Source organism: Halobacillus halophilus (assembly GCF_020171985.1).
GTDB classification, from domain to species: domain Bacteria; phylum Bacillota; class Bacilli; order Bacillales; family Halobacillaceae; genus Halobacillus; species Halobacillus halophilus_A.
Genome location: NZ_JAIVAL010000017.1, coordinates 23227 through 38229, shown reverse-complemented (window position 1 = coordinate 38229; position 15003 = coordinate 23227). Strand labels below are relative to the sequence as shown.

14 protein-coding genes are annotated in these 15003 nt (G+C 41.7%); 5 read left to right on the top strand and 9 right to left on the bottom strand.

Annotated elements, in window-relative coordinates; all coding sequences use genetic code 11:
- Window positions 1–594: 594 nt before the first annotated feature.
- Window positions 595–2067 (bottom strand): DEAD/DEAH box helicase, encoded by a 1473-nt coding sequence (locus LCM11_RS19680; RefSeq protein WP_224895947.1) that lies wholly within the window; start codon window positions 2065–2067, stop codon window positions 595–597.
- Window positions 2068–2298: 231 nt separating this feature from the next.
- Between LCM11_RS19680 and LCM11_RS19675 the strand changes: the two genes are divergently transcribed.
- The 3 genes from LCM11_RS19675 (at window position 2299) to LCM11_RS19665 (ending at window position 4682) form a co-directional block, all read left to right on the top strand.
- On the top strand, window positions 2299–3213 hold the full coding sequence (locus LCM11_RS19675) for a DMT family transporter (protein ID WP_224895946.1): 915 nt from the start codon (window positions 2299–2301) through the stop codon (window positions 3211–3213).
- Between the two features lie 67 nt (window positions 3214–3280).
- Window positions 3281–4138 (top strand): DegV family protein, encoded by an 858-nt coding sequence (locus tag LCM11_RS19670; protein ID WP_224895945.1) that lies wholly within the window; start codon window positions 3281–3283, stop codon window positions 4136–4138.
- A gap of 157 nt (window positions 4139–4295) precedes the next feature.
- Complete coding sequence (locus LCM11_RS19665; protein WP_224895944.1) at window positions 4296–4682, top strand: hypothetical protein; 387 nt, start codon at window positions 4296–4298, stop codon at window positions 4680–4682.
- A gap of 218 nt (window positions 4683–4900) precedes the next feature.
- Here the strand turns inward: LCM11_RS19665 and LCM11_RS19660 are convergent, their stop codons facing one another.
- From LCM11_RS19660 to LCM11_RS19645, 4 genes are all read right to left on the bottom strand, one after another.
- On the bottom strand, window positions 4901–6181 hold the full coding sequence (locus tag LCM11_RS19660; RefSeq protein WP_224895943.1) for an MFS transporter: 1281 nt from the start codon (window positions 6179–6181) through the stop codon (window positions 4901–4903).
- Window positions 6182–6204: 23 nt separating this feature from the next.
- Window positions 6205–6891: an alpha/beta hydrolase gene (locus tag LCM11_RS19655; RefSeq protein WP_224895942.1), complete on the bottom strand. Its 687-nt coding sequence runs from the start codon at window positions 6889–6891 to the stop codon at window positions 6205–6207.
- A 94-nt stretch (window positions 6892–6985) separates the two neighbouring features.
- Window positions 6986–7372 (bottom strand): YppG family protein, encoded by a 387-nt coding sequence (locus LCM11_RS19650; protein ID WP_224895941.1) that lies wholly within the window; start codon window positions 7370–7372, stop codon window positions 6986–6988.
- 96 nt (window positions 7373–7468) lie between these two features.
- Window positions 7469–7750, bottom strand: coding sequence for a glutaredoxin family protein (locus tag LCM11_RS19645; RefSeq protein WP_224895940.1), 282 nt, complete (start codon window positions 7748–7750; stop codon window positions 7469–7471).
- 260 nt (window positions 7751–8010) lie between these two features.
- On the opposite strand from LCM11_RS19645, the gene LCM11_RS19640 reads away from it, so the two are divergent.
- Window positions 8011–9108, top strand: coding sequence for an SDR family oxidoreductase (locus tag LCM11_RS19640; RefSeq protein WP_224895939.1), 1098 nt, complete (start codon window positions 8011–8013; stop codon window positions 9106–9108).
- Window positions 9109–9202: 94 nt separating this feature from the next.
- Here LCM11_RS19640 and abc-f read toward each other — a convergent pair whose 3' ends face one another.
- A complete protein-coding gene (gene abc-f, locus LCM11_RS19635) occupies window positions 9203–11071 on the bottom strand; it encodes a ribosomal protection-like ABC-F family protein (RefSeq protein ID WP_224895938.1) in 1869 nt (622 codons plus the stop codon).
- Between the two features lie 268 nt (window positions 11072–11339).
- Window positions 11340–11804, bottom strand: a complete 465-nt coding sequence (locus LCM11_RS19630) for a MarR family winged helix-turn-helix transcriptional regulator (protein WP_224895937.1) — start codon at window positions 11802–11804, stop codon at window positions 11340–11342.
- A gap of 167 nt (window positions 11805–11971) precedes the next feature.
- On the opposite strand from LCM11_RS19630, the gene LCM11_RS19625 reads away from it, so the two are divergent.
- Window positions 11972–12583 carry a class I SAM-dependent methyltransferase gene (locus LCM11_RS19625; RefSeq protein ID WP_224895936.1) on the top strand — a complete coding sequence of 204 codons (612 nt, stop codon included), beginning with the start codon at window positions 11972–11974 and terminating at the stop codon, window positions 12581–12583.
- A 53-nt stretch (window positions 12584–12636) separates the two neighbouring features.
- Here LCM11_RS19625 and LCM11_RS19620 read toward each other — a convergent pair whose 3' ends face one another.
- Window positions 12637–13560 (bottom strand): YegS/Rv2252/BmrU family lipid kinase, encoded by a 924-nt coding sequence (locus LCM11_RS19620; protein ID WP_224895935.1) that lies wholly within the window; start codon window positions 13558–13560, stop codon window positions 12637–12639.
- Window positions 13561–13604: 44 nt separating this feature from the next.
- Window positions 13605–14696 carry a hypothetical protein gene (locus tag LCM11_RS19615; RefSeq protein ID WP_224895934.1) on the bottom strand — a complete coding sequence of 364 codons (1092 nt, stop codon included), beginning with the start codon at window positions 14694–14696 and terminating at the stop codon, window positions 13605–13607.
- Between the last annotated feature and the right edge of the window lie 307 nt (window positions 14697–15003).

Sequence of the window (15003 nt, the reverse complement as noted above, 5' to 3'; positions counted from 1 at the left end):
CCTCCGGACCTTGCGATATATGGAGCTCGAAATCTTATTCGAAACGCACCGGTTTATGGTGGTGATTAACTATTAAAAATAAGCGTACATGGGTGGATAATTCCCGTTATACAAGCATTTGCGGCAGATCCAAGCACCTCTCCACCGCCTATAGAAGGGTCCGTTTACCAGATATTGCTGGGGCGGCGGAGGAAACGACGAGACTCCCACGGGAGAAGGAGCTAGGCGAGACCCCACAGGGAGTGAAGCGACCGAGGAGGCTTGCCAGTTCCCCCGCAGGAAAGTGTTCAAATGTGGAATCACCCCGAAAGACACGACCAGCATAAGCCGATCATCAAAAGGATGGCGGTTTTTCAATCCGTTGATGAGCGGCTTATGTCTCGAGTGTCTGGGTGATGGAACAAGACGAGTTGTTTCCGCAGCCGCCCTCATCGATTTTAGGCAACGGACCCAAGTTATCTCGAAACGGAGTCTTACACAATCCGGCCCTTTAGTGGTATAACCTAACTGTGAAATACAACAACGGAGGCTGAAAAGAGTTTCCCAATAAAAAAAAGCCAGACCTCAATGGGTCTGACCTTTTTTCTTTATGATTTATTTAGCGTTTGAGTTACGTCCTTTGTTCTGGTAACCACGCTTGCCGCCTTTTCCGTTGAAATTACGGTTGCGGGATTTATTCTTCGAGTTGTAATTACGATTTCCGCCTTTACCATAATTCTTCTTACCTTTACTGCGCTGAGCATTTTTCACGCTGATCGGCTGTACAGAAGTCAAGCTGACAGGTACTTCGCTGCGCTCTTTCGTCATCATTTTAAGAGCCGCCGCTATGATATCAGCAGAATCATATTGCTCAAGCAATTCGTTAGCTGAATGCTTGTAATTCTTAAGGTCGTTTGAACCAAGAGATTCTACAAGCTTTTCTACCGCTACTTTTTGCTGGCCGCGGGAAGCTTCTTCAGAAGAAGGAACTTTAAGACGCTCCACTTTTTTCTTCGTAAGCTTTTCAATCAAATTAAGCTGATCTTTTTCACGTGGTGTTACGAAAGAAATAGACTCACCTTTACGTCCTGCACGGCCGGTACGTCCAATGCGGTGAACATAGCTTTCAGGATCTTGAGGGATATCGAAGTTATACACATGTGATACTTCAGAAATATCCAGCCCACGAGCAGCTACGTCTGTAGCTACCAGGATTTCAATACGTCCACGCTTGAACTTGTTCAACGTAGACATACGCTTACCTTGAGTCAGATCACCGTGAATTCCTTCTGCGCTGAATCCACGTGCTTGTAAACCGTCCGCTACCTCATCTACACGGCGCTTCGTACGACCGAATACAATGGCAAGAGCAGGGTCGTGAATATCAAGCAGGCGAGTCAATGTGTCAAATTTGTGTTTTTCTGGGATCTCCACAAAGTATTGCTCGATATTTTCAACGGTCATTTCTTTTGATTTAACTTTTACTTCTTCAGGGTTATTCATTAAGGTTGTCGCGATATCACGAATTTCCTTAGGCATCGTAGCTGAGAAAAGCAGCGTCTGACGCTCTTCAGGAAGAGCTTTTAGGATGTCACGAATATCTTCGATGAAGCCCATGTTCAGCATTTCATCTGCTTCATCCAGTACAGCCGTGTGTACATTTTGAAGCTTTATAGTTTTACGGCGAATATGGTCAAGCAAACGTCCCGGTGTAGCTACGACAATTTGATTTGTCTTAAGAGACCGGATTTGGCGTTCCATGTTCGACCCACCATAAATAGGTAGTGCGCGAACTCCTTTGACTTTACCAAGACGGTTCATCTCTTCTGCGACCTGGATAGCCAGTTCACGAGTTGGAGCTACGATCAATCCCTGAACGGATTTGACCTGCTTGTCAATTTTCTCAAGCATCGGAATACCGAATGCTGCTGTTTTACCTGTACCTGTCTGAGCTTGACCGATCACGTCTTTGCCTTCCAGCCCTAGAGGTATTGTTTGTTCTTGAATCGGTGTGGTTTCTTCAAAACCCATATCATCTAAAGATTTTAGAATTGGGTTTGATAACCCTAGTGAATTAAATGTTGTCACTTATTTCATACTCCTTTTTTATATAAAATCATATATAACTTATATGCCTATAAACATGTAAAAAAAGCCTTCCGCCACAGAAATCGGGAGAGGCTCCTCTGGTGTCTGCCTAATAGATTCATTCATCATAACATACATAACACAGTTAATTCTACACATTTCTCCTATGCTTTTCAATCCGAAGAATGATAAAATAAGTGCACAACTGTTGTTTACCAGAGGAGGGGTTTAATGAATAAGCCTCCAATTCATCCATATATAATTTTATTCATAGGGGTACTATCCATATCTACAGCAGCGATTTTTGTTAAATTGGCCGGTGATGCTCCGGCATCCATTGTAGCTTTTTTCCGACTGTCGCTGGCTGTGCTTATTATGTCCCCTTATGTATTATGGAAACATTTTGATGAAATCAAACAAATTAATCAAAAAGATTGGCTCATGGCTAGTTTATCCGGGGTGTTTTTAGCGTTTCATTTTATTTTATGGTTTCAGTCCCTGTCGTACACTTCTGTTGCAAGCTCGGTCGTTCTCGTTTCGCTGCAGCCCATTTTTGCTTTTATCGGGACTTTCATTTTCTTTAAAGAGCGTTTCACAATCGGTGCGGTTTTAAGCCTGGTCATAACAATAACAGGAAGTGTCATTATAAGCTGGGGCGATTTTCAAATTAGCGGTTTGGCTCTTCTCGGAGATATCCTGGCCCTTTTAGGAGCCTTTATGGTTACCGGCTATTTCCTGCTGGGTCAGAACTTAAGAAAACGTCTCTCCCTTATGACTTACACTTTTCTTGCCTATGGCACAGCTTCCGTCACTTTACTGCTTTACAACCTTATTTTAAATCAATCATTCACCGGTTACAACGGCTCTCAATGGCTAATCTTCCTTGCACTGGCTATCATACCGACTTTCTTCGGCCATTCCTTATTTAATTGGACTCTGCGCTGGATCAGCACTTCAACGATCTCAATGGCCGTGCTACTGGAACCGATTGGTGCAGCCATTCTTGCTTACTGGCTGTTGAGCGAGCCTGTTACCTGGTCCCAGTGGCTTGGCGGCTCCATAGTACTCTTTGGACTGATGATGTTTATATTCAGTACGACGAAAAAAGTTAAACCCAAAATTACACATGCCCATCAAAAACAGTAATTAGAAGATGTCTGTTATAATGATAGAAAAGTAAAGATGTACCATTACTTGAGAGCAGGTGAAGAGATTGACCATACAACTTTTGATTGATGGAGGGGGAGACCTTCCCGACTCCATGAACGATCAACATTCCATCAAAAATGTACCCTTGAATATTCATTTTGGCGAGGAACATTATAAAACAGGTGAGACCATTGATCTGCCTACTTTTTATAAAAAACTAAAACAATCAGAAGAATTGCCAAGATCTTCTTCTCCAAGTCCGAATGACTTTTATGAAAAATATAAAGAAGTAGATCGTGACACTCCTATTCTGGTTCTCGCACTCACTCAGGGACTGAGCAGTACGTACGAAAGTGCTGTAATGGGGATGGACATGCTTCTTGAGGAAGATCCAGAACGAAAAATAGCCGTATTGAACACGAGAACCGCTTCTTGCGGCATAGCCTTGCTCGTCCATGAAGCCAACAAGAAAATTGAAGAAGGTCTGGATTTTGAAGCTCTGGTAGCTCATATGGAAGAACGCATCGAAAAAACCACGACGTTATTTATTTTAAAAACGCTTGAAAACGTGATTAAAGGCGGACGTCTCGATCGAATGAAAGGTACGATCGCCAAGACATTAAACATTAAACTTCTTATGAAAGCCAGTGATGATGAAGGAGCCGTAGAAGTTACGGAAAAGGTTCGCGGAAACAAGAAATCCATCCGCCGCTTTATTGACCAGATTGGTGAATATGCCCACACCTTAGAAGACAGAGTGATTGCTTTATCCCATTGTAATGATGAAGCAAGAGGCCGAAAAGTTCTCGATGATATAAAAGAACGTTATAATCCTAAAGAAAGTTTGTTTATGGAAACGGGTCCTCTTATCTCGACTTATGCAGGCGAAGGTGGATTAGTTATTGCTTTCTTCCGAGATTAATAGATTAACCAAAAGCTGCGGAGCATCTGCCCTGCAGCTTTTTTATTGACTTTAAGAATGCAATTTGAGTTCATGATCCTCCCTATGTCTACATTTAAAAAGCAGACGCTTCATTGACAATTATAATTTAATCATCTTCTTATAAAGGGGAATGAACATGAAAGATTGTCTCATTGTTACATGCGATTTTACCTACCATAGAGATCCCGGCAGCCCCAATAAATGTCTTCATTTTAAGAGAGGAGAGTTTATTTACATAGGCGATGATCATCACTACGTAGAATCGATAGGCTGGCTTGTCTCTTTACACACGGACACGAAGCTTCCCTTCTTTATTCCTTCCGCTTATTTAGAGGAATACTACTTGAATAATTTGTATATGTACTCAGATATTGCGCTTTCTATTAACTATCATCAATTAAAAATGAATCAGTCCCTGGATAGACGCGACGTGGAGCTTTTTCAATATCATTCCGCTCAGTTGAGTTACTGGAACCTGCTAATGAATGGAACAGATGAAAAGCAAAAGGCTGGTTCCTTATGAATTCTATCAAGGAAGGATCTGCAAGTATGTCAGGAAATAGAGAACGTGCTCAAAACTTCACTGGAGGTTTGCGGTTTTCATGTAACAATAGATGAGTTTAACGAGATAGACATGAGTTTAAGAATTATTCCAGAGTTTATGTCAAATAGACGGACAGACCTATATCTAACACCAAAAGCCCAGTCCCGGTTTTTTCATCCGGATCTGGGCTCTGACAATCAGGCGTGATAGTCTTCATATCTAGGCTGCGGAGAACTCAAAGCCAGAATCCCAGCCGTTATTGGGAACGCAATGGTTAGCAGAATGACTTCCTGGTAGCCTCCAAGCCAATCATAAAAAATGCCAAACGGAAGCGGTCCTAAGGCAGACCCGATAACCATGACGGTTTGCGCGAGTCCCTTAATGCTTCCCAAATGCTCACGGCCAAAGTAGTTCGGCCAAACAATACTCAGAACAATGCGTTCAAATCCATTCACAAAACCCCAAAGCACTCCAAAAGCTACAGCAAGCCACCAAGTATCTGTAAATAATAGAAGCAGTAAAGTAAAAATATGACCAAAGAAAGTGATAGCCAATATGTAATGTACTTGGAATCGATCCACTAAGTACCCTGTCAGGAATGTAACAGGGAATCCGATAATCGCCATTAAAGTCAACACCATTGCAGCGACTCCCGTATCAAGGCCTCTTAAGCCCATAATCGATACAATATGAAAGGTAATAGCTGTATTTACAAGAGCAGGTACGATCACGCAAAAAAGTATAAACCAGAAAGCTTTCGTAGCCATAGCTTCTTTTAAAGTCCAGCTTTTTTCATTAACTTCTATATTCGGATTCGGATCGTCCCCGCCTTTCACAGGCTTTGGAGTTCCGTCTGGTATTTCTCCAACCAGTTTAGGCTGGTTGCGGACAAAGAAGAATGCCACGGGAACAAATACAATCAATAATAAGCTGCCCCAGATTCCCCATGCTGTTCTCCACCCTACCGTTTCGATCATCCATGTATTCAAAGGCGGCATTAAGGCTGAACTCGCGAATCCACCAATCGCCATCACACTTAGCGCGCGGCCTCTTTTGCGAATAAACCATTGAGGCACCAGGGTGTTAGGAATTAAAGTCATCGAGCCCTGACCAAATAAACGAATCATAAAAAAGCCAAAAAACATCATGATCGGGCCTAACAGGAAGGCGTTCCAAAACAATGCCAGAGATAATAATATCCCCACCGATACCATCATCGTTCGCTGACCAAATCGATCGACCAGTCTCCCCATCATGAATAAGGCAAACCCGGCACACAATGTAGCGCCTGAGTATATACCTGAAACGAGGGAACGCGAATACTCAAAGTCCTTAATATAGTAATCTATGAAAATTGAAACCGAATAGGTTTGGCCCGGCCCTGAGAAAAATACACTAAGCCCAGCAACCGCAACAATGATCCACCCATAATAAAATGAGGTTTGAAGGGGTGCTTTTGTATTTTGATCTTTCGTCATTTAACTGCACCCTTTCTCTAAAATCAGTTTAAAAATTCTAATACCGCATCGAAGAGCTCGTCCTTATCATCGCCATGACAGATTAAATGCTTGGAATTTTTAAGGAAGATCAGCTCTTTTTCTTCTGCTGGAATTTCTTCATCGAGGAATTCCGCCGTTTTCTTAGGAACCATCCCATCCAATTCCCCCTGAATGATCAGCACAGGACATCTTACCTGCTTTAAGTAAGGTCTGGTGAACTGCACGCACTTCATAAATTCGAATGTGGAGAATAGATAGGTTTGCTGTAATTTCCTCTGGTATCTCGTAAAGAGCTCATTGGAAGCCAGCGCCCCTTTCCAGGCATCTGCAAGCATTTCATAAATGTCTTTGTACATTTGCGGCAGGCTCACATATTTCCCTGCTGCCGAGAGTAATACAAGACGGTTAATCCTATATTTAGCCGTTAAATACGCAGCAATCATCCCACCCATAGAGAACCCGATTATGACAATGGTATCGTTCCTCTTCAACAAGTCTAATAATGCAAGCTCCGCTGTCGCGATCCATTCCTGGTAGTAATGTCCCTGGAGATCCAGTTCTTCCCCATGACCGGGTAAAGTAGGGTTGGAAATCTCCCAGGTGGTTCGTCCACTTAAAAAATCTACGAGGGGTTGAACTTCCTCAGGACTTCCCGTGTAGCCATGAATACATAAACAACCAATACTCATTATCCGCGCCTCCACTATTATTTCGCTATGCGAAATATTATATCACATGACTTGTTCCATAAGAAAAAACACGCGCCCGCAAATAGGAGCGCGTTTATTTGAAGCCTTTTACAAACGTGCCGATGCCCTTTACAATCGGCGAAACCTGCTGAACTGTTTTCACTACTTGACCCGTGGTCGACATCATTTTATCAAAATCCAGCTGCCCATCCTCATTTTGAAAATAATTCATAACGCCTTTTGGAAGCGCTCCTGCTTGGAAGGAGGATGTTTTAGGATTTCCATTTTCAGTATATCCTGTGTAGCCGTAACTATACGGATATGGATTTTGAGGCACATACGCATTTTGGTTATAACCATGATTATACCAGCCATTTACATTCCCCTGGTTTTGGTATGCACCTTGATAAAAGGCAGGATCATAAGGATAAACAGTCGATTGACGGGACCAGTCATACCATTGTTGATAATAGGGATACATGATGTTCCACCTTCTTGACGTGTTTACTTCAGCCTATGTTGGAAAGATGAAAAAGTGTAAAAAAAAGCAAGTGATCCATGAGAATCACTTGCAGAATTATGAATAATTCATCATATCGGAATCTACAAAACGTTCAGCGGACTGGATTCCCAGCGCTCGTTTTAACTTTCTTTCCTGAAAGCCCAGGATTTTCTCCTGATTTATAAATGTTGCTGGCGTTCCATATATCTTCATATTTTGAAGTTCTTTAAAGTGATCACGGTTAGTGGATACATTGCGCTCTTCATAATCAATTTCCCATTCCGAGAGTTTGGCTACTACCTGATCGCATTTTGCACAGTTCCTGCTCGTGTACACCACAACTTTCTGGTCACTCATAGCTGTCCCTCCTCATTGCCTTTGCGTCTCTGTTTATTACTTTTCCGTTACCCTTTTATTACAGTTTCAAAACCACCTATTATGATAGAATGTACCTACAAATATGTAAAGGGGAGAACATACTTCCCCCATGATGTTCTTATAAGCCAGATTCTCTTCCCGCACTTCCTCCACCATTAAAGGAGATCAGACGTTGAAGAAGGAAAACCTGACTCAACTGACGAATGGATAAAATAACCACTTAATAGGAGATGATTGATTTGGCGAACACCTATGTGTGTACAGGATTTCCAGGGTACCTGGCATCCAACATCGTAGAAGAGCTGTTTTTCGAAGGGTATCCAGTAGACAAAATTTACTTAATTCATTTACCTGAAATGAAAGAATTGGCTGAGCAAAGGGTGAAAGAATTAGCGAAGGAAATTTACGTAGACAGGCAGAAAATCGAGCTTGTGCCAGGAGATATTACAAAACCAGGGTTGGGACTTGATCCTTCATTACGTGCAAAACTTGAAAGAGAGACCACCCATTTCTTTCACCTTGCTGCACTCTACGATTTGGCTGTTTCTCTTACAAAAGCATGGCGTGTGAATGTACAGGGAACAAGGGAGGTAAACCATTGGCTTCGAAGTTTCCTAAAGTTACAAAGGTATCTTTATTTTAGTTCGGCCTACATCTCAGGAAAACGAGAAGGAAAGATATATGAAGACGAATTGACACATCAAGAAGGTTTCAAGAATCATTATGAATATACAAAATACGAAGCTGAAAAGCTCGTCGAATCAGAAAAAGAGCATCTCCCTATAACCATCATTCGGCCGGGAATTGTCGTAGGTCATTCAAGGACAGGAGAAACACTCAAATTCGACGGACCCTACTTTGTGTTAAATATGCTGGATCGTTTCCGCGCACTGCCGGTCATCCCTCAATTTGGAAAGGGGGATGCAAAGGTTAATTTAGTACCTCAGGATTATGTAATTAAAGGCAGTATCTATTTAGTGCATATTCAGAAAAGTAAAGGAAAAACGTACCATCTAACGGACCCTGATCCTTACACGGCTCGAGAAATCTACCAATTATTTTCCGATACCTACCTTGAACGCCGTCCTATGCTTAGCCTTCCGGGAGCGATGGCCAATCAGGGATTACAAATTCGTTCGATAAGAAAGAAACTTGGTATTCAGAAAGAAGCGATGGACTATTTTCTTACCAAAAGTGACTATGACTCGACTGAAGCTCAGAATGACTTACAGGGCTCTTCCATTACCTGCCCTGACTTAACGTCTTATGTGCAGACACTTATTGATTATTACGGCCGTCATAAACACGATCAGCGAAAACACACGTCCTTGCTTTAAAGAATGCTGCTACAATAAAGCCTCGAGCGACTGCGCTCGAGGCTTTTCTTATCCTATATTTAAACTTTCTCAACAATGATCAAGGACCTATACTTTATTCTTCCATCCACTGTGCATAAAGTTTTTCGATCTCTTCATTCAATTGATCCTTTTCTATCTGAAGCTTCATTAATTCCTCTACATTGTTCTCTTCTGCCATTTGGCTTTCAAGCTGTGTTACTTCTTTTTCTAAACCTGCTATGGCCTCTTCGACTGCAAATTTCTGTTTAATGTGAGGTCGATGGTTTCTATGCTTCTCTGCCGTTGAAGGAGATTCTTTTTGAGCGTTTTTCCTTTGCTGCTGGTCCAGAAGTTCCATCCAGTATTTCCTTGTTTCATCATAAGAACCTATATATCTATAAATTTTCCCGCCTGCAAGATAAGCTGTATCTGAAAAGCATTGATTTAAGAAATATCGGTCATGAGAAACCCCAAGTACGGTTCCTTCGAATTTTTTAAGAGCTTCTTCCAGTACTTCCTGAGACTCAATATCTAAATGATTGGTTGGCTCGTCCAATATTAATACATTAATACCTTCATGCATAAACACGGCAAGCTTCAGCCGCATTTGTTCTCCTCCGCTTAAATGCCTGATCTTTTGAAATACATCATACCCGTAGAACATAAAAGCGGCAAGCATATGACGAGCTTCGCCCTCCGTCACTCGAATCGAATTTCGAAAATAATCAATCATCCGCTGGTCACGGTCCGCCCCCATTAATGGGTTTTGAGGCAAATACCCTACTCTGATCGAAGGCCCTGTTTTGATTGATCCTTCTTCAGGTTCTTCCTGTCCGAGTAATAAGCGCAGCAAAGTGGATTTTCCGCTTCCGTTTGTTCCCACCAGAGCTAGCCGATCACGATTTCTTAAATGAAGATGAACGCCATTCAAAATCACCCGATCCCCGTAAGATTTTTTGACGTCATCAGCCACAAGTATATCCTTACCGGTTCTTCCCTCTGCCTGGAGCGCAAGGTTCATCTTTTTAGGATCAACAATTGGTTTATCTATTTTTTCCATACGCTCCAGTGCTTTCTCCATACTCTTTGCTTTTTTAAATAGTTTAGGATTCGGTGGATTAGCTTCATTAGCCCATTGTCTAAGCCGGCGAATAGCCTCTTTCATTTTTTTTATTTTTTTCTGCTGTTCCTGATACTGGTGAAATTCCGCGAGCAATTTCTCTTCTTTTTGTTTTTCAAAAGAGGTATAGCTGCCTTTATAGGTTTGAATGTCTCCAGATTCCAAATCCATAATATCCGTGACTGTATGATTGAGAAAAGACCGGTCATGGGAAATCATACATACAGAACCTTCATACTGCTGCAAGTATTCTTCAAGCCATTCAATGGCTTGTAAATCCAAGTGGTTTGTTGGTTCATCCAGCAGTAATACATCCGGCTTTTCCAATAAGATTCGAGCCAATCCTAGCTTTGTTTTTTCACCGCCGCTTAACTGGAAGAAGGGCTGATCAAGAAGCTCCTGAACCTTCAGACCATTAGCCACCTGGTTGATGGTTGATTCAATTTCGTAACCGCCTGCCTGAGTAAATCTTTCTTGAATTTCTCCATATTCACTAAGAGCTCGTTCCATTCTTTCAGGGTCACGCATCTTTTCTTCCAGCCCCTGCATATCATTCTTCATTTGCAGCAATTCTTCAAAAGCCGCTTCCAAATAAGCTTTACCTGATGATTCCCACTCTTCAGGAATTTGCTTTAAATACCCAATCGTTAAGTTTTTGCGGATAAACACATCTCCGCCGTCAATAGCTTCCTCTTTCGTAATCAAGCGGAATAAAGTAGATTTACCACTTCCATTGCGGCCGACAAGCCCAACCCTCTGTCCTTCATTCAATTCAAAATTAAGGCATTCAAACAAAACTCGGCCACCAACGATTTTATATATATCTTTCAATGTAATAAGCATTTTATTTTCCTCCTAAAGACAAAAAAAGCCAGAGGTCCCGTAACCTCTGACTTCATTGCGCATTGGTATAATCAGATATGAGACGTTACATTTTATTCGCTATTCACCTGTAAAATTGGACAGACGTGTCCCTTTAACAGATGAATTGTGAATAATCGCACGGCGGACATAGTTCAATTGATAGTCAAGCACATGCATTTGTAACATCGTCATACCCTCCTTTGCCTTTAGAATTAAGTCTTAGTATAAACTATATTCAGAAAATTCTCTAGTCCTGATTTCCTTCTGTGTTTTTCCCGAGTTTTTTTAACAGTTCAATCGCTTGTACTTTTTCTTCGTCCGTTAGCCCTCCGGTAATCCTCTCTATTTGCTTCCAATGGTCAGGGAAGATCTCGTTCAAAAACTCCCTTCCTTTTTCTGTAATAGAAGCAAACGTAATCCGCCGGTCGTTCGGGCATGGAACCCGTTCTAGATATTCCTTTTTTTCCAGCTTATCTACGACATACGTAATACTGCCACTGGCTAAAAGAATCTTCTCACCAATTTTCTGTAGTGGCTGTTCTCCTTCATGATACAACAGTTCCAGAACTCCGAATTCTGTAGGATTTAATCCATAACGCTGGATATCATCTCTAACCAGGTCAGCTACGGAGCGCTGTGCCTTCGTTAAAACGACAAATAATTTCAACGAGGGATCCTGTTTTTTCTTGTAGTATGACTCTTGTTCGCTCATAAACCTTCGCCCTTTCGTCCTTTTCTATAGATAAAGATAGTATAAGTTTAACAAAATTAAGATGTCAAACCACCATGAATTTTATATTTGGCTATACCCTTTTTTGTGCATTCTTAAAAATATGGCATAATGAAAGGGGTTAGACGCATAGAAAGCGGTGACAAAATGTGGTAAAAAATACAGGGGAGCGTCTCATTCCAGAGTACACAGATCCTATGAATAATCTGCTGCTTGAGCATGTAGCCAGATACCAGTTTTCATTATCTTATATGCAAGGCCGAGTTTTAGATTTATCGTGCGGAGCGGGGTATGGGACCCATATGATCGCAAAGCAATGTAAACATCAAATTGATGACGTTGTGGGAGTCGATATTGATCAGGAAATTATCCGTTACGCAAAAGGCACCTATTATCATCCAAAATCCAGCTTTGAGACACACGATGCCATCGATCCTCATTTGTCCTCTCACCTGGGAAGGTTTGATGTGATCGTTAGCTTTGAAACGTATGAACATATTGATGAAGAAGAAAAGCTTTTGCATAACTATTACCAATTGCTTAACCCAGGTGGAAAACTCATCATCTCCACCCCTTTTGGAAAAGGCCGCGGGAAAGAGTGCGGTTCCCCTTTCCATGTCCATCAGATCACTCCCCAAGAATTCCGGAAGTTATTTACCAATTATGCTAAACAGGAGTTTTTTTATCAGAATGGCGTACTAATTGAGCCGCCGAGAGAAAATGTTTATTACCCTCTTGGTGTCGCTGTATGCGAGAAATAAAAAGCCCCGGCTTCTCCCTGTGGAGCAGCCGGGGCTTTTGCAGTTAATTCTGCTTATTTTTCAGAAAAGGCATGCAGGGCATTCGGCCCGCCGCTCAAGAAAGTGAAATGATCAGGAAGCACTTCCAGATCAGCTGGGGTCTCTCCTTTAATTTCGCCGTCCATATCGATTTCCTGTGAAGAATCGACTTCAATTTTCACTTGTTTCCCTTGCAGATGATGTAGTTCTTGAAAACGTTCCTCATTCGCCCATGGACGTTTCATTGTCATCAGTTCTTTGAATAATTTCAAATTGGAGTTTTTAACTACGAGCACATCAAGAAGACCGTCCTGTAAGTCGATGGAAGGGACAGGAACACGGCGAGTTCCGATAAATTGTCCGTTCATCACGAGAATCATGATAGCTTCTCCTTCTAATTTCTCTCCATCCACTGTCACCGTAAATTCGAAAGGAGTTGCCTCATTCATGGTTTTTAAAGCACTCATGAAATAGCTTAATACGCCGAAACGGTTTTTACTATCTTCGTCAATATTAAATGAAGCCTGGGTTACTAATCCAATCCCCCAAAAATTAATAAAGTAATAATTATTAGTCTTTCCAGCATCTAAAGTCAGCTCTTCCCCTTTAATAATTGCACGTGCAGCTTGCTGCATATTCTGAGGAGTATCCAGTACACGGCTGAAATCATTACACGTCCCTCCAGGCAGCACTCCTATCACTGGACGTCTTTCCAGATCAGCCATGCTGTTAATTCCCTCGTGAACCGTTCCATCACCTCCCAGAATAAAGAGGACTTCCACTTCTGGTCCATAATTTCTGCAGGCTTCCCTGAACTCATCAAGTGAATCCGTCTGGAGAACTTTAAGCTCCTTCACTTCCTGAGTCAAAATTGGTATCGTTTGTGAAAGGTTTGTTTCGAGTACATTGCTATCTTCATTTCCATTGTATATAAATAATCCGGTTTCATATCGTGCCATATAATGAGAACCTCCCTTTCTATAAACCCTACAGGTATGATTTACTAATTTATCACATTTAAAACCACGCCGTGTTTCTCCAATTCTTCCACAAAAGCATGCGGTTCATCGACCGTTATGTACATTCGGCTAATTTCCCGCTTTAACCCGAAGCATAAATGAGCTTCCAACGGCTGCGATAATTCAAGAATATATTGAGGCTGCGCAGGTTCTAACCCTGCAAGTGTCAGATCCAAAGCCGCCTTATCGCTTGAGCATTCTTTTGCAGTCTGGTGGCAGGGTCTAATTTGTTCTATTATTTCAAATGGAATGGAAATATGGAAACGTAGTCCCTTTTGCAGATCCAAAGATTGGTTCCCTATATGCACAGGAGCTTTTCTAATAGCCTGATAATCCCCTATTAGAAAAAGTAAAGCATACACATCGAGAATAGTGGCAAGCCAGGCTGCTGTATGACTGAATTGCATGAGCAGGACATGGACCGCAATAATTTCAATAACCATAGCATGAATAAGCATAAGGAAAACCCCAAAATATTCACTTTTCTTATGGTAACTGAAGGTACATTCTTCCGGAGGATAACGATCCAATTGAGGAAATAATGCATAGCGGACCGCAGATACATCTGTAGCAAGAAATCCGCTGAGTCGTTGAAAATAAACACGGTATTTATAGGGGGCGAAAGTAATACGGTTCGCTTCATACATCCTACCTAACACGAACGGGTGATTGAACTGAGCGTTTTTGAAGTTTCTTTTCCATTGGGGGAAAGTCTTTAAGAATAGAAATAAGATGGTAAGTTCTATCCCCACTAATCCAACCTCTACCGCAATTACGGAATAGTTCAAGTACACGAGACTCTCCTTTGCATAAGGAGGAACAAGCCAATGAACGATAAAAAGACCAACCATCATCATAGGGGCTAAAACAGATACTGCCGGCTTTCTTCTCAAAATAAAAAGAAATACAACTCCAGGAATGACTACCATCACATCAACGATTGTGCCCCATACAAGCAGGGCACTCACTCGCCCTGCTACTTCTACTTTCTGGAGCAGAAAATTTGAAAATAAAACGAGGATAATGAAACCGCAACTGAAGTACAGAGACTGCTTATGGCTTAGCGAAATCTTCACACACTTCTCCCCTTCAACTAAACTTCCCTTCTTCCTTTATTTTACTACAGGAGTGGCAGGAGTACTACTTTACCTCCCTGCCGGGCACGGATGCCCATATAATATGTATAAATTATGCGGCCTGCTAAACAGCTGCTTCATAGACTTTTTTTTTATTTGATTTGGAGAGAAAACTTGAAAGTTCCATATCAGGAAGTTTCCAATTTACCGCAATTTTTTAACGTATCAGCACTTTCTATTCCCCTTAGACTGAGCCCGACGAGCATAACTTCTAACACCTCGAAAATTCTTAAAGGATGCATGTAAA

Excerpts from the sequence above, each read along its gene's own strand:
- LCM11_RS19675 (WP_224895946.1), top strand. The coding sequence starts at position 2,299 with ATGAATAAGCCTCCAATTCATCCATATATAATTTTATTCATAGGGGTA.
- LCM11_RS19665 (WP_224895944.1), top strand. The coding sequence starts at position 4,296 with ATGAAAGATTGTCTCATTGTTACATGCGATTTTACCTACCATAGAGAT.
- LCM11_RS19660 (WP_224895943.1), bottom strand. The coding sequence starts at position 6,181 with ATGACGAAAGATCAAAATACAAAAGCACCCCTTCAAACCTCATTTTAT.
- LCM11_RS19655 (WP_224895942.1), bottom strand. The coding sequence starts at position 6,891 with ATGAGTATTGGTTGTTTATGTATTCATGGCTACACGGGAAGTCCTGAG.
- LCM11_RS19650 (WP_224895941.1), bottom strand. The coding sequence starts at position 7,372 with ATGTATCCCTATTATCAACAATGGTATGACTGGTCCCGTCAATCGACT.
- LCM11_RS19645 (WP_224895940.1), bottom strand. The coding sequence starts at position 7,750 with ATGAGTGACCAGAAAGTTGTGGTGTACACGAGCAGGAACTGTGCAAAA.
- abc-f (WP_224895938.1), bottom strand. The coding sequence starts at position 11,071 with ATGCTTATTACATTGAAAGATATATATAAAATCGTTGGTGGCCGAGTT.
- LCM11_RS19630 (WP_224895937.1), bottom strand. The coding sequence starts at position 11,804 with ATGAGCGAACAAGAGTCATACTACAAGAAAAAACAGGATCCCTCGTTG.
- LCM11_RS19620 (WP_224895935.1), bottom strand. The coding sequence starts at position 13,560 with ATGGCACGATATGAAACCGGATTATTTATATACAATGGAAATGAAGAT.